Here is a 12965-nt window from a genome sequence, read left to right as displayed (position 1 = left end):
GGGGAGTAGGCTGAAACAACCAACGTTTGCGCTCTAGCCGCTATATATCACGTTAGTGCAAGCTTCAGCATTGATAACCCAATGACGATTAACTATTCTCCTAACATTGGCACAGATAAAGGAGGAATTTTTGCCAAAATTCCTTTTTTGAGTGGTTCTGGTCTTTCTGCCCAGGGTAACAAGCCTTGAGGGTAAGTGTAATATTTACTGGCACACTCTAACACCGCAGCAATTTCTGCAATAGACAAATCAGACGACAAATCACCAAAAAGATAAGTATATTTACCAACAGAAGCGAAACCGATAACACAAGAGCGATCGCATGCACTCATGCATTCTACAGGCTGAATCGCAAATTCTTCATGCAATTTCCAGTCTTGCTGCTGTTGTTGCAATCCCTTTAATAACTTTTCTCCACCACTTTCACCAACCCGCTTTCCGTCTTTCCACACACTTGAGCAAGTGGTACAAACAAACATTGTATGTTGCACTTTCACCTAATACCTCGTAGATGAGCTAAAGCAGAAGTTAACTAGTCGGCGGGCATTCTGACTCACAAGGAAATCCTTGCTCACAGCTGCGGGACAGCGCCGGATTTACACCGATCTTTCCCCGTTACCTCTAGTGGCTGACCCCCACCAGAACCGTTTATCTGTTCATAATATACCAATTGTACTAGCGCGAATGTTTAACGCTCAATCATTTTCACTTTGCTCTTTCTTGCCATGTATATACATAATTTGACCTATGAATTTGGTATCACTGTCCTAAATAACCACACAGACTTGAATCAGCCATGTATATACACAACAATGTAGCCAATTCCTACCTCTCAATCTCATTCCTCAATGTAGTTCACCATCACGAGCAATGATTTCGATAACCTCACTGCGGGTGAGTTGATTTTTATCTGCTATTACAGCCAGTTTTTGCCAAGTTGTGTCTGTGAGTCTAATAGAACGTAAACGTTTAGGCTCAGAGCGATAGTCTCGCTCAAATTTTCCTGAATCCTTACGGTTACGCCTGGAAGATTTCTGCCTTGTCCCTGAATACTGATCTGTGGCTAAATGCTTTGGAGTCTGATTAATAGTCAATAAGTCAATCAAGTTGTCAATAAGGCGATCGCGCTCCATTGGTAGAATTTCCTTGCCATGCAGGACTTCCTGAACCAGGATGAAATGTAGTAATGTCCCAACAAAGACGCGTGCAGCGACTTCTGGATCTGGTAAGTTGAGTTCAACACGAGACGCGAGGAATTGGCACAGATCCTCCAAAAATGATTTTTCAAGATTACGAACAAAGGCTCTGGCTAATTCCGGAAAGCGTCCAGACTCGCCAATTATCAAGCGAATTAATCCTAGCACCTGTTGGTCACCTATAGTGTTATCTAGCATGCTGAATGCTAAATGGCGCAGGATCGTAGACGCTTCACCTTGCATTAATTGAGCTTTTTGAGGGTTAAACGATGCATAATATTTTTCTAGTATCAATTGCTGCATGAGGGCAGTAAACAGTCCTTCCTTGTCTTGAAAATGGCTGTACACCGTTGTTTTAGACACACCAGCTGCTGCTGTCACCCGATCCATTGTTGTAGCAGCAAAGCCATGTGCTAGAAACTCTTGTATTGCACCTGCCAGAATGGCATCAACTTTTTCTTCTGACAACTTACGATCTAAATTATTAGTTTCTGGCTTTCTCATTTCTCTATCTCTACTTTTAGCAGGTTATGGCTGTTTTCAACCCTTGTGCAATAAAGGAGGCAGTGGGTTGTGGAGCGTAAGCTCCAGGAGGGTAGCAACAGCTGTGTCCCCTGTAGGGATACAACAATCTTCCTGAATACGAGGGGGGCAACTGAGCACTGCTTTGAAAATTTTTATTGACATAATTGTACTGTACAGTATAGTTGAAAGAAGGTAAACTAAACTGTATAGTTTATCTATGTCCCCATAGAATCAGGAGGCACCTTATGGTGCGTGATGCAACAGCTAGTGGTTCTGCATTCTTCAAACATAGCCGTCGCCCACTGATGATACTGGCAATTGCTACAACCTTTGTTGTTAGCGGGGTGACAGCCTACAGGTTTCGGCAGTTCCAGTCACAGCAGTCTGTAACCCAAACGTCCCAAGTTAGTATACCTAAAGTCACAAAGGTCGGTGCCTTGGGAAGGCTAGAGCCACACGGAGAGGTCATCAAAGTTTCAGCTCCTACATCTAGTCAAGAGAATCGAGTTGAGCAATTGTTAGTGAAGGAAGGGGACAAAGTAAAAGCAGGGCAGGTAATTGCCATTCTTGACAGCAAAGACCGCCTTCAAGCTGCTGTACTCAAGGCACAGGAACAAGTGAGAGTGAAGCAGGTAAACCTTGCTCAGGTTCAAGCAGGTGCAAAACGCGGTGAAATTGAAGCGCAAAAGGCTCAGGTTGACCGATTGAAGGCGCAGTGGGAGGGAGAGAAGACAGCGCAAGAGGAAACGATCGCCCGGCTGAAAGCGCAGTGGGAAGGCGACAGGATAGCACAACAGGCAACTTTTGGAAAACTAGAGGCAGAACGCAACAATGCTCAAGCCGAATATGAGCGCTATCAGCAGCTACATTCTGAAGGTGCAATTTCTAAGTCTTCATTTGACAGTAAGCGCCTCAGTTTAGACACTGCAACCCAGCAGTTGAGAGAAGCTCAAGCAGTCCTCACCCGGATTGATGGCACGAGTAGCAGACAACTCAGCGAAGCCAAAGCAGTCCTCACCCGCATTAACATCACTGGTCGCAAACAACTCAATGAAGCCCAAGCCACACTCCAGAAAATAGCCGAGGTGCGTCCACTAGATGTGGAAGCGGCAAAAGCAGAAGTCAATGATGCCATAGCAGAAGTGAATCAGGCTAAGAAAAATTTGGCACAGGCTTACGTGCGATCGCCCCAAGCCGGTCAAGTCTTGGATATACACACACGCGCTGGTGAAGTAGTGTCAGATGATGGCATCGCTGAGATTGGACAAACCGACCAAATGTATGCTGTTGCAGAAGTTTACCAAAGTGATGTCAGCAAAGTCCGTCCGGGACAGCAGGTGCGGGTCATCAGCGATTCGCTACCTAGTGAATTGCAAGGAAAAGTAGATCGCATCGGCTTACAGGTGCGTCGCCAGAGTGTAGTCAATACTGACCCTAGTAGCAATATTGACGCCAGAGTGGTTGAAGTCCATGTACGACTAGATGATGCCTCTAGCCAAAAAGCTGCTCAATTTACTAATTTGCAAGTCAAGGCGGTGATTGCACTGTGATTGGATTCATACAACAGTTACAGCGGCGAACACCGCTGGGATGGCTGCAACTAAGCCATGAAAAAAGTCGTTTGCTTGTGGCATTGGCAGGCATTGCCTTTGCTGATGTTTTGATGTTCATGCAGCTTGGCTTTCAGAATGCACTGTATGACAGTAATACTCGCCTCAACCGAGTTTTACAGACAGACATTGTTTTAGTCAGTCCCAAAGCTCGTAATATGCAAAATCTGTCTACATTTTCTCGGCGACGACTGTATCAAGCATCCGGCATATCAGGAGTGAAGTCGGCAGAAGGAATGTATGTCAGTATCATCGCCTGGAAAAATCCCCAAACTCGTCGCGAAACATCAATTCAAGTTATTGGGATCAATCCTGACCAACCAACTTTCCAGTTACCGGAAGTAAACCAACAGTTGGATAAGATTAAGCTGCCGGATACCTTCTTATTCGACCAAGGTTCTAAAGGAGATTACAAAGAAGCAATTGCCCAAATTGAACAAGGTAAAACCGTTACCACCGAAGTTGAAAACCACACCATCACTCTCAATGGCTTATTCAAATTAGGGACTTCCTTCGGGGCTGATGGCAACCTGATTACCAGCGATCAAAATTTTTTACGGCTTTTTCCCAAACAAGAAGCAGCCAATATCAATCTGGGTTTGGTTTATCTTGAACCAGGCTATGACCCAAAGCAGGTAGCAGCAGCATTGAGAAGCTACTTACCTGAGGATGTTAAAGTCCTAACCCATGAGGAATTTATCCAGTTTGAGCAAAACTACTGGCAGACAGAAAGCCCTATCGGCTTTATCTTCGGTTTGGGTGTGTCGATGGGGTTCATCGTCGGCATCATCATCGTCTATCAAGTCCTTTCCACCGATGTGAATGCTCACCTGAAGGAATACGCCACCTTCAAAGCCATGGGCTATAACAATCTCTACCTGCTAGGAGTCATTTTTGAAGAGACTCTTATCTTAGCATTTCTGGGCTTTATTCCAGGAACGATAGTTCCTTTGGGACTTTACCATCTGACAAGAAATGCGACAAATTTGCCCATCTACATGACCTTAACACGAGCCTTGGTGGTGCTCATGCTAACCATCACTATGTGTGTGATTTCTGGAGCGATCGCCACCCGCAAACTCCAAGCTGCTGACCCTGCTGATATGTTCTAAGAGACTAGTTACTAGTTAGTAGTTAGTAATATTTTTAACAACTAACAATTACCCATCCACAATCTAAAATCCAAAATTGTTATGGAGCCTGTCATCTCTATCGAGAATCTTGACCACTACTTCGGTCACAATCAACTCAAGAAGCAAGTTTTGTTTGACATCAACTTGGAAATCAACGCTGGTGAAATTATCATTATGACAGGTCCGTCTGGTTCCGGCAAAACGACGCTGCTCACGTTGGTGGGTGGATTACGTTCTGCCCAGGAAGGTCGTTTGCGTGTTTTGGGACAAGAACTGTGCGGTGCTAGTGCAGCAGAACTAACACTGGCGCGACGCAATAACGGTTATATTTTCCAAGCACACAACCTGCATGGTAGCTTAACGGCATTACAAAACGTCAAGATGGGCTTGGAACTACACAAACATATGACCTTAGAACAGATGGAAACCCGCTCTATTGCCATGCTAGAGCAAGTAGGATTAGAGCAACGCCGCAATTACTATCCCGATAACCTGTCGGGTGGACAAAAACAAAGGGTGGCGATCGCTCGTGCTTTGGTTGCAGAACCCAAAATTGTGCTTGCTGATGAACCCACAGCAGCACTCGATAAAAAATCTGGTCGCGATGTGGTAGAACTCATGCAACGTCTTGCCAAAGAAAATGGTTGCACAATATTGTTAGTTACTCATGACAACCGGATTCTCGATATTGCCGACCGCATTATCTATATGGAAGATGGTCGTTTAGCAAAAAATCCTAATGCTGTTGCTATGGTGGAGTAACAGATAAAACTGCTGGTGCAACTTAAATTAGAGTTGCCAGGAAAACCTCTGGTAGCATAGCAGAGATAGTTCCCATACGAAAATCCTTGATGTTGCGGGTAACGATCGCCTCTATCCCTTCGGCTCTAGCAGTTGCATGAGTCACCGCATCCTTAAAATCAGGAAATGAACTCGCAAGTGCTTCCCGAATCACAGCATCTGTGACTGCGGCTACGTGCATCTTAGACATCAATGTGTTTAAAGCTTCTCGACTCTTATCTGTGCCCAAATGTCGCCGCAAAAGATAGAACAGATTAGTCATTGCGTGACCAGCAAGGTACCCTTCTACTTTAAGATGAGCAACTGTATCAAGTGCTAGTGCCGAGGCTGCAAAGAAGGGCTGGCGTTGCAGCAACACGTCCAGAACCACATCAGTGTCAAACAGCACCAGTTTCACCGATATTTATCCTCAAGGTAGTCTAGGTACTGCTGGCGCAATTTATCTTCAGGAATGTCTTCTTCTATTTTGAGGATTCCCACTAGGCTCTGAGTCCAGTGACTCAGTTCTAACGGTTGGTCTGGATCTGGGAGTTGCTCAAAAAAAGTGGCTATTGCCTCAGAAAGAGAGATTTCATGAATTTTTGCCCATTTCTTAGCTTTTTTGACCAGTGAATCGTCTAAGCGCAAAGTCAGCTTCGTTTGCATAATGCATATCAATGACGTATACTTTTTCCGATTATATACGTCAAAACAAGTAAAAAGGCAAAAGAAAGAATATCCAGTTTTCTCTTTTAACTTTTAACTTGGAGCGTAAGCGCAAAGCGCAGGCTTCTTCATGTGCGTAGCGTGTCTGTAAGCCCTTTGGGCCTCAGCACGCCTGTTGCTAAGGTAGATTTGCCGCCGCCAGAGGTGCCAGCTAGTAATATACTGGAGCCATAAGCTTTCATATGTACTTCAGATCCATCTTGGCGCGTACCCAACAAGATATTGTGCCGTTCCAGTTGGGCATCTATTTCCGATAAATCTGAAGCAAGTAGTTGATCAATAAGTTCAACAACGCCAGCACTGCGACTGCCAATCGTAGTCAGTGGCTAAGACAAAGTAGCGCATGGGCAGTAAGAAGCAGGATTATTTATTCAAAAGACGTACATTTATAAAATGACTTGAGCTAGCGGTTTAGGTTATCCAGCTTTGAATATAAAACTCAATCATCCTGCAACACAATTAAAATTGACACCTTCACTTAGATATAACGACAGAAAGATAACTAAGAAAATGGTAATTTGGGAAACTGTATCTTAAATTACCCTGCCCCATTTTTCAGGAAAAATTAGCCCATGCCATACTTGACCTCAGCAAGCGAAATCCGTTCTCTTGTTGCTGAATATACCAAACTTAGCATTTTGTGGATTGATACAGAAATAGCTGAATATAAAAGTCGTAATCCCAGACTATCGCTGATTCAGGTATTGGATGATCCAAAAGATTTGAGTGGCGAGCGCACCTTTGTTTTAGATGTCCTCGACCTGCCTGATGTTGCCTTTGAGTTTATTGACAAAATTATGGTCAATTCCAATATTGAAAAAGTTTTTCATAATGCTAGCTTTGATGTGAGATTTTTAGGTGGCAAGAAAGCAAAAAATATTACTTGCACTTTAGAAATGGCAAAAAAAATTCCCTCCTATGCCTTGCCATTACCCAACTATCAACTAAAAACTCTAGCTACGGAACTTTGTCATTTTAAGAATATAGATAAACAAGAACAAAGCAGCGACTGGGGAAAGCGACCATTAACAGAAGAACAAATAGAGTATGCTTACCTAGACTGCATTTATCTTGCTCAAGTGCATCTACGTTTGATAGAATTAAACAAAGAAATTAACCCAGAACCGGAGACGGAAAACTTAACATCACTGAATGCAAGATATGCACAGATCGAGCAACAGTGGAAACTGTTAGATTCAGAATTCGCACATTTACAAGAGCGAATAAAAAAAGCTATGCTGGCTCAGAATTTATCAGAAAGCTCATATTTCAAGTTAAATTCTTACGAGCGAACAACGGTGAAAGTGCTGTTTACACAACTCGCAAGGCTAGCACACACTCAAAACATCGATTTAGATTTTCCCATCACACTAACTCAGAAACTGCAAAAAGATTTAGGAGAAAACCTTGAACAACTGTCTGTAGATATTGAGAAAACCACTGCTTGGCGGCTGACTCCCAAAAATCAAGAAAGTGACCAAAACAGTGATGAATAATGAGAAAGATGAAGGTTGTCTGCATAGCTGCGCTTACCACATTTGTTGCCGTTGCAACCGTTTCTTGTAGTAAAAACGACGATGTATTGGTAACAGAAATAGGCGTCCGTCCAGCAGGACGTCCAGCAGCACGACCATCTCAAGCTAGGGACTTTTACATTCAGGGTCAATATAAGCAGATTAAAGGAGACTCACAAGGCGCGATCTCTTCTTATTCTAAAGCGATTAGCATCAATCCCAACTATGGGGCTGCTTACAATAGCCGGGGACTTACCCAGTTTGATATGGGGAACCAACAGGAGGCAATTTCGGATTACAACCAAGCAATTAGCCTCAATTCCAACGATGCTCAAGCTTATAATAACCGAGGGAATGCCCGCGCCGCCCAGGGAGACAGAAACGGGGCGATAGAAGATTACAGCCAAGCCATTCGCCTCAATCCCAAGTACGCCGAAGCGTACAATAATCGGGGAAATGCTTTTGCGGCTAATGGAGATAGAAACAGCGCAATAGACGATTACAGCCAAGCGATTAATCTCAATCCTAACTTTGCTGTGGCGTACAATAATCGTGGAAACGCCCGCGCCGCCCAAGGAGATAGAGAAGGGGCGATCGCAGACTACAACCAAGCCATTCTCCTTGCTCCCAACTTTGCAGCAGCATACAATAACCGAGGAAATGCTTATGCTGCGTTAGGAGATAAACAGAAAGCTATGGAAGATTTCCAGCGATCGGCACAAATCTTTGAGAAACAGAATAATAAACAACTCTATCAACAAGTCATGAACAATATGCAAGAAATTGAACAAAAATAGTTCGTAGTAAGCACTTTAGTGCTAAAGCACTTACTACAAATTCAAACGTCACGAATTCATGCAAAGCTGTACTTAACTCTGGGTTAGAGAATTTATTCCCAGGCAATTGGACACGTGAATTCAACGACTTACAAATTGCTTTCAATCAATTGGCGATACTCGCTCTTTTGCTTGACGCCTTTGAGTTCCTTCACAAGATCCTTATCCTTGAAGAACTGAACTGTGGGTGTTCCTACGACACCAGCATTTTCGGCAATGTCTCGGTCTTTGTCGATGTCAATCTCGACAAAGTGAATTTTACCGTCAAATTCATCCACGACTTTGTTTAATATCGGCTTGAGGGTATGGCAAGGACCACAGCCAGGAGAGACGTATTTGACGATAATTAGGCGATCGCTCTCGTGGAACAGCTTCCGCAAAGCATAACCCCCCTGATGCCGAGTTGTCTCTAAATCAAATTCAGCGGCTTTTTGTTCCTCGGTTTTGGTTTCGGCTGGCTGATGTTCTAATTCATTATCTGGAGTTTCCGGTTTTTGATGGAATTCCTGAATCAAGCCAGTGAAAGACAACCAGCGTTCTGCTAACATCGCCGCCGCACAGCCACTCCCCGCAGCAGTAATTGCCTGACGGTACTCATGGTCTTGTACGTCGCCAGCGGCAAAAACACCTTCTACGCTTGTTTCTGGAGAACCAGGCTTGGTGACAATGTAGCCTACCTCATCCAGTTCTAGTTGTCCCTTAAATAAAGATGTATTGGGAGTGTGACCAATGGCGTAGAATAATCCCTTAACGTGCAGTTTGCTCTCTTCGCCGGTTTTAGTGTTGCGGATTTTTACCCCTTCCATGTGCTTTTCGTTACCAAAGATGTCCACTGGTTCTGAGTTCCAGTGAACATTAATTTTAGGGTTACTCAAAACCCGGTCTTGCATGGCTTTAGAAGCCCGCATCTTCTCGGAACGCACCAGCAAATTTACTTGAGAGCCGTACTTGGTCAGGTAAATCGCTTCTTCCGCCGCCGAGTCGCCGCCACCCACCACAGCTAATTCCGCCCCGTGAAAAATAGGCGTAGCACCATCACAGATAGCACAAGCGGAAATCCCCCGGCTCCAGAATTGATGTTCGTTGGGTAAACCCAAACGCTTTGCTGTCGCACCCGTAGCGATAATGACACTGTGGGTTTTAAATTCCCGTTCCTCTGAGCGGACAGTGAAAGGACGCTGACTCAAATCAACTTCAATAACATCTTCTGTATATAACTCAGCCCCCCAGCGCTCCGCTTGCGCCTTCATCTGATCCATCAGTTCGGGTCCGGTAATTCCTTGGGGAAACCCAGGAAAGTTCTCGACTTCAGTCGTTGTCATGAGCTGACCACCAGGCAAACCCCCGGCTTGGAAACCCTCAAAGACAACGGGTTTGAGGTTAGCCCGTCCGGCGTAGATGGCAGCTGTATACCCTGCTGGACCAGAACCTATAATCACTACGTTTTCTACTGTCGGGTTGGTCATGACTATTTATATAAACTCGTAACGACTACGACTTAGTATAACAAATTATTTTAGAGATGGGCAAGGGCGAGAACACTGCCCATAACCCAGGACAGGCAAGATACCCATCCTACAAGAAATTATGATTTTGTCCTCTCCCATTTTCCTTTGTTCATGATTGGGGAGAAAAATTTTTCACCAAAATGATATGAAACCAAATTGAAGTGGGTAAGTTACTTTTAGAACTCAATCAATCCCCCACCTCAAGGAAAACACGTATGAAGACCGAATTGAAAGCAAAATTTCTCCAACACATTCTTAACAAAAAGAAGAACGACGAAGGTTTCACCCTCATTGAACTACTAGTAGTCATTATTATTATTGGTATTCTTTCTGCTATTGCTTTGCCTTCCTTCCTCAACCAAGCAAACAAAGGTAAGCAGTCGGAAGCTAAACAATATGTTGGTTCCATGAACCGCGCTCAACAAGCATATTACTTGGAAAATGCTGAGTTTTCGACTGGCATAAATCAGTTAGGGCTTGGTATCAATACCGCAACCGAAAACTACAAGTATGAAGTTAAGGGGAACGCTTCTCAGGTTGCTAATAATGGTTTATCTTCAAAAACTGCCCTTAAATCTTATGTTGGTGTTGTGATTTTATCTTCGCAACAACAAACGAGTGAAGCAACTACTTTAGCTTCTTTATGTGAGTCTAATGCCGTTGGTGCAGTAACAACAGCTCTTGATCCAGCTGTTAGTGGCACCGCACCACAACTGCAACCCAGTTGTCCAGCTACTTTCTCAGTACTTAAATCTAAGTAAAATCATTTAGCTATATCAATGTTTAAATGAACACTAAAAGTGGGTAGTACAAACTATCCACTTTGCTTTTTTTCATAATTTACAACATACTGCCTTAAAATTTTTTGACTATGACTTCTGTGAAACTCCATACTAATTTCACCTCCTTAGAGCAACAAGCCCAGCAATATTTCGTCAAAGGCAACTACAGCCAAGCGGCTAGTTGCTATGAGCAAGCTATTGAAGCAGAACCAGAAGTAAAATTTCACTACTGGAACTTAGGATTAATGTTGCTATTGCAGGGGCAAGAAGCAGAAGCGCAGGTGACTTGGATGTTGGGCATGGCAGAAGGCGAAGCACAACAAATTGAGCAGTGGACAGTTGAATTGATAGAGGTTTTGCAAACAGAAGCGCAGCGAAGGGAGACGCTTGCAGACTATACAGTTGCCTGGGCAATTCGTCAACATATGCGGGAAATTTCTCCTACAGATCTGAACAATCTGCTGCATCTAATTGATCTAGCTATAAAGCTAGAAACGTTTACAGGTGAAGAATTAACTTCTCTTGGAGTGATTGAGTTAATTCAGTCAGAACAAATTATAGATATTCAGCTATTGTTACAGATATTGGAGAGTATTCTAAATTACGCCCCTTTACATCCTTCTGTTCTGGAGTTTGCAGAAGCTTGTCTAGCCCATGTTCGCGAGCCTAAATCTTTCATTAATATTTTAGTTCCAGCTACCGTTAAAATTGCCCACTCGATGCTGCAACCGAAATTTGCCGCATTACTCATTGAGCTATGTTTACGTCTTGAGCCTGAAAATATAGAAATTTTGCGTCATTTGGCTGCTTTTTATTTAAAAGCAAATGATTATTCTAAGGGGATAGAGATAGCTAAGTTATGTTATTCACTATCAAATACATTAATCGATAAAGTCTTTGCAAAACATCTGCTGCTGCGAGGATTCATGGATGCTCCTGCTTATTGGGAAGAAGCTGGTGAAGTTTTCCAACAGCAGGAAAACCTTCTGATGTTACTCTTAGAAGAAAAACCTACAGACCTACAAGCATATAATGTTTTGTATCTGTTTAATTCAAACTATTTTGCCCCCTATTTACGAGATGAACCACAAAAAAATAAATATCTTCAGAATCAAGTAGCTCAACTTTGTCAGCTAAATGTGCAGCATTATGCGAAAGAAAAGGTACAGAAATACCAACAGCGAACTTTAGAAGGGCGAACCAACAAGCTAAAAATTGGATATTTATCCCATTGCTTATCTAAGCATTCAGTAGGCTGGCTATCACGATGGCTTATTCAGCATCATAACCGCGAACAGTTTGAACTGTATGGCTATTTTATTAACTACAAACCCATAAACGATCCACTCCAAGCATGGTATGTCCAGCATTTTACTCATATCTATAAAGGTGGGATTTATAGTGAGGATATTGCTGAAAAAATTTACCAGGATGAAATTGATATTTTGATTGACCTTGATAGCATCACGCTAGATGTTGCTTGTGAAATCATGGCACTAAAACCAGCACCAGTTCAAGTAACCTGGTTGGGTTGGGATGCTTCCGGAATACCAGCAGTTGATTACTTTATTGCTGACCCTTATGTTTTGCCAGACTCTGCTCAAGAGTACTATACAGAAAAAATCTGGAGGTTGCCCCAAACCTATATAGCCGTAGATGGTTTTGAGGTGGGTGTGCCAACTCTACGACGCGACTCTCTAGATATTCCTGGTGATGCCGTAGTCTATCTTAGCGCTCAAAGAGGATTTAAGCGTCACCCCGATACGGCACGATTGCAAATGAAAATTCTCAAAGAGATTCCCAATAGCTATTTCTTGATTAAAGGGATAGCAGATACAGAAGCTGTTCAGAGATTTTTTATGCAGTTGGCAGAAGAAGAGGGAGTGGGAGGCGATCGCCTGCGATTCTTGCCATTAGATCAGTCTGAAGCTGTCCACAGAGCAAATTTAGCTATTGCTGATGTTGTCTTAGATACATATCCCTATAACGGAGCTACGACAACGCTAGAAACGCTTTGGATGTGCATTCCTTTGGTGACAAGAGTCGGCGAACAATTTGCCGCTCGTAATAGTTATACCATGATGATGAATGCTGGTATATCTGAAGGCATTGCTTGGACAGATGAAGAGTATGTAGAGTGGGGTGTGCGTTTGGGTAAAGATGAGGCTTTGCGGCAGAAAATTGCTTGCAAGCTGAAAGCGTCGCGGCAAACTGCTCCGTTGTGGAATGGCAAGCAATTTACCCGTGAGATGGAGAAAGCTTACGAGCAAATGTGGCAAAGGTATATGGAAGGATAATAAGTTTGAAAAGCCTTCAGACGAGAAGTTTATGGTTATACAAACAAAGTCTACCGCC

Annotated in this window: 12 protein-coding genes and 1 riboswitch; of the genes, 7 read left to right on the top strand and 5 right to left on the bottom strand. The window is 43.4% G+C overall.

Going from position 1 to position 12965, the window contains the following annotated elements; all coding sequences use genetic code 11:
- Positions 1 to 92: 92 nt before the first annotated feature.
- A complete protein-coding gene (locus MAS10914_RS0119990) occupies positions 93 to 479 on the bottom strand; it encodes a DUF1636 domain-containing protein (protein ID WP_017317723.1) in 387 nt (128 codons plus the stop codon).
- A gap of 42 nt (positions 480 to 521) precedes the next feature.
- Positions 522 to 664, bottom strand: a riboswitch (cobalamin riboswitch).
- A 181-nt stretch (positions 665 to 845) separates the two neighbouring features.
- Positions 846 to 1700 carry a TetR/AcrR family transcriptional regulator gene (locus MAS10914_RS0119985; RefSeq protein WP_017317722.1) on the bottom strand — a complete coding sequence of 285 codons (855 nt, stop codon included), beginning with the start codon at positions 1698 to 1700 and terminating at the stop codon, positions 846 to 848.
- A 266-nt stretch (positions 1701 to 1966) separates the two neighbouring features.
- Here MAS10914_RS0119985 and MAS10914_RS0119980 point away from each other — a divergent pair, with 266 nt between their 5' ends.
- The 3 genes from MAS10914_RS0119980 (at position 1967) to MAS10914_RS0119970 (ending at position 5226) form a co-directional block, all read left to right on the top strand.
- On the top strand, positions 1967 to 3271 hold the full coding sequence (locus MAS10914_RS0119980; RefSeq protein WP_017317721.1) for an ABC exporter membrane fusion protein: 1305 nt from the start codon (positions 1967 to 1969) through the stop codon (positions 3269 to 3271).
- Positions 3268 to 4443 (top strand): ABC transporter permease DevC, encoded by a 1176-nt coding sequence (devC, locus tag MAS10914_RS0119975; protein ID WP_017317720.1) that lies wholly within the window; start codon positions 3268 to 3270, stop codon positions 4441 to 4443. The genes MAS10914_RS0119980 and devC overlap by 4 nt, the downstream gene beginning before the upstream one ends.
- A gap of 81 nt (positions 4444 to 4524) precedes the next feature.
- Positions 4525 to 5226 (top strand): DevA family ABC transporter ATP-binding protein, encoded by a 702-nt coding sequence (locus MAS10914_RS0119970; protein ID WP_017317719.1) that lies wholly within the window; start codon positions 4525 to 4527, stop codon positions 5224 to 5226.
- Positions 5227 to 5248: 22 nt separating this feature from the next.
- Here MAS10914_RS0119970 and MAS10914_RS0119965 read toward each other — a convergent pair whose 3' ends face one another.
- Positions 5249 to 5662 carry a PIN domain-containing protein gene (locus tag MAS10914_RS0119965; RefSeq protein ID WP_017317718.1) on the bottom strand — a complete coding sequence of 138 codons (414 nt, stop codon included), beginning with the start codon at positions 5660 to 5662 and terminating at the stop codon, positions 5249 to 5251.
- On the bottom strand, positions 5659 to 5910 hold the full coding sequence (locus tag MAS10914_RS0119960; RefSeq protein ID WP_017317717.1) for a DUF6364 family protein: 252 nt from the start codon (positions 5908 to 5910) through the stop codon (positions 5659 to 5661). The genes MAS10914_RS0119965 and MAS10914_RS0119960 overlap by 4 nt, the downstream gene beginning before the upstream one ends.
- Positions 5911 to 6542: 632 nt before the next feature.
- On the opposite strand from MAS10914_RS0119960, the gene MAS10914_RS0119955 reads away from it, so the two are divergent.
- Positions 6543 to 7466, top strand: coding sequence for a ribonuclease D (locus MAS10914_RS0119955; RefSeq protein WP_017317716.1), 924 nt, complete (start codon positions 6543 to 6545; stop codon positions 7464 to 7466).
- Positions 7466 to 8281 carry a tetratricopeptide repeat protein gene (locus MAS10914_RS0119950; RefSeq protein WP_017317715.1) on the top strand — a complete coding sequence of 272 codons (816 nt, stop codon included), beginning with the start codon at positions 7466 to 7468 and terminating at the stop codon, positions 8279 to 8281. Before MAS10914_RS0119955 ends, MAS10914_RS0119950 begins: the two co-directional genes overlap by 1 nt.
- A 128-nt stretch (positions 8282 to 8409) precedes the next feature.
- Here MAS10914_RS0119950 and trxB read toward each other — a convergent pair whose 3' ends face one another.
- A complete protein-coding gene (gene trxB / locus MAS10914_RS0119945; RefSeq protein WP_017317714.1) occupies positions 8410 to 9786 on the bottom strand; it encodes a thioredoxin-disulfide reductase in 1377 nt (458 codons plus the stop codon).
- Positions 9787 to 10043: 257 nt separating this feature from the next.
- Between trxB and MAS10914_RS0119940 the strand changes: the two genes are divergently transcribed.
- A complete protein-coding gene (locus tag MAS10914_RS0119940; RefSeq protein WP_017317713.1) occupies positions 10044 to 10589 on the top strand; it encodes a type IV pilin-like G/H family protein in 546 nt (181 codons plus the stop codon).
- A gap of 110 nt (positions 10590 to 10699) precedes the next feature.
- Positions 10700 to 12907: an O-linked N-acetylglucosamine transferase, SPINDLY family protein gene (locus MAS10914_RS0119935; protein WP_017317712.1), complete on the top strand. Its 2208-nt coding sequence runs from the start codon at positions 10700 to 10702 to the stop codon at positions 12905 to 12907.
- Positions 12908 to 12965 lie beyond the last annotated feature (58 nt).

Source organism: Mastigocladopsis repens PCC 10914 (assembly GCF_000315565.1).
Lineage (GTDB): Bacteria > Cyanobacteriota > Cyanobacteriia > Cyanobacteriales > Nostocaceae > Mastigocladopsis > Mastigocladopsis repens.
This window is presented reverse-complemented; position numbering and strand designations above follow the sequence as displayed.

What these genes read in the sequence shown, in the direction of transcription:
- MAS10914_RS0119990 (WP_017317723.1), bottom strand. Translation starts at nt 479, where the DNA reads ATGTTTGTTTGTACCACTTGCTCAAGTGTGTGGAAAGACGGAAAGCGG.
- MAS10914_RS0119985 (WP_017317722.1), bottom strand. Translation starts at nt 1,700, where the DNA reads ATGAGAAAGCCAGAAACTAATAATTTAGATCGTAAGTTGTCAGAAGAA.
- MAS10914_RS0119980 (WP_017317721.1), top strand. Translation starts at nt 1,967, where the DNA reads ATGGTGCGTGATGCAACAGCTAGTGGTTCTGCATTCTTCAAACATAGC.
- MAS10914_RS0119970 (WP_017317719.1), top strand. Translation starts at nt 4,525, where the DNA reads ATGGAGCCTGTCATCTCTATCGAGAATCTTGACCACTACTTCGGTCAC.
- MAS10914_RS0119960 (WP_017317717.1), bottom strand. Translation starts at nt 5,910, where the DNA reads ATGCAAACGAAGCTGACTTTGCGCTTAGACGATTCACTGGTCAAAAAA.
- MAS10914_RS0119955 (WP_017317716.1), top strand. Translation starts at nt 6,543, where the DNA reads ATGCCATACTTGACCTCAGCAAGCGAAATCCGTTCTCTTGTTGCTGAA.
- MAS10914_RS0119950 (WP_017317715.1), top strand. Translation starts at nt 7,466, where the DNA reads ATGAGAAAGATGAAGGTTGTCTGCATAGCTGCGCTTACCACATTTGTT.
- trxB (WP_017317714.1), bottom strand. Translation starts at nt 9,786, where the DNA reads ATGACCAACCCGACAGTAGAAAACGTAGTGATTATAGGTTCTGGTCCA.
- MAS10914_RS0119940 (WP_017317713.1), top strand. Translation starts at nt 10,044, where the DNA reads ATGAAGACCGAATTGAAAGCAAAATTTCTCCAACACATTCTTAACAAA.
- MAS10914_RS0119935 (WP_017317712.1), top strand. Translation starts at nt 10,700, where the DNA reads ATGACTTCTGTGAAACTCCATACTAATTTCACCTCCTTAGAGCAACAA.